Genomic DNA, 691 nt, shown 5'->3' with positions numbered 1-691 from the left:
GTAGAATACAACCTTGCCAAGGTTGGGGTCGCGGGTTCGAATCCCGTCTTCCGCTCCAATTTTCAATATGACATGCCGGGGTGGCGGAACAGGCAGACGCACAGGACTTAAAATCCTGCGGTGGGTGACCACCGTGCGGGTTCGACCCCCGCCCTCGGCACCATATGCGCCCGTAGCTCAATTGGATAGAGCGTTTGACTACGGATCAAGAGGTTAGGGGTTCGACTCCTCTCGGGCGCGCTTTTATTAACGGGAAGTGGCTCAGCTTGGTAGAGCACCTGGTTTGGGACCAGGGGGTCGCAGGTTCAAATCCTGTCTTCCCGATTTTCCCAAAAACATGGGGCCTTAGCTCAGCTGGGAGAGCGCCTGCCTTGCACGCAGGAGGTCAGCGGTTCGATCCCGCTAGGCTCCACTTTATTTTTTATATGTCGGAGGTATACCCAAGTTCGGCTGAAGGGATCGGTCTTGAAAACCGACAGGCGGCGAGAGTCGCGCGGGGGTTCGAATCCCTCTACCTCCTCCATTTTTTAAAAAAGTGGTTTAGTTACATATAAAAATGAATAAGATATTAATTTTTTTCCTTCATGGAGGTATACCCAAGTTCGGCTGAAGGGATCGGTCTTGAAAACCGACAGGCGGCGAGAGTCGCGCGGGGGTTCGAATCCCTCTACCTCCTCCATTTCCTCCATTT

General features: G+C 53.1%; 6 tRNA genes. All 6 read left to right on the top strand.

The annotated features are described in order from the left end of the window. Positions 1 to 74 precede the first annotated feature (74 nt). A tRNA-Leu gene (locus AC1DTM_RS30260) sits at positions 75 to 163 on the top strand. A 3-nt stretch (positions 164 to 166) separates the two neighbouring features. Continuing rightward, positions 167 to 240: transfer RNA gene (locus tag AC1DTM_RS30255), tRNA-Arg, on the top strand. 10 nt (positions 241 to 250) lie between these two features. Next, positions 251 to 324: transfer RNA gene (locus AC1DTM_RS30250), tRNA-Pro, on the top strand. Between the two features lie 15 nt (positions 325 to 339). Continuing rightward, positions 340 to 412 (top strand) — tRNA-Ala (locus AC1DTM_RS30245). A gap of 18 nt (positions 413 to 430) precedes the next feature. Beyond that, positions 431 to 523: transfer RNA gene (locus AC1DTM_RS30240), tRNA-Ser, on the top strand. Between the two features lie 63 nt (positions 524 to 586). Continuing rightward, positions 587 to 679: transfer RNA gene (locus AC1DTM_RS30235), tRNA-Ser, on the top strand. Positions 680 to 691 lie beyond the last annotated feature (12 nt).

This window comes from Bacillus sp. P4_D3, assembly GCF_056401855.1.
The sequence above is the reverse complement of the archived record's forward strand: the minus strand, read 5'-3'. Positions and strand labels throughout refer to the sequence as shown.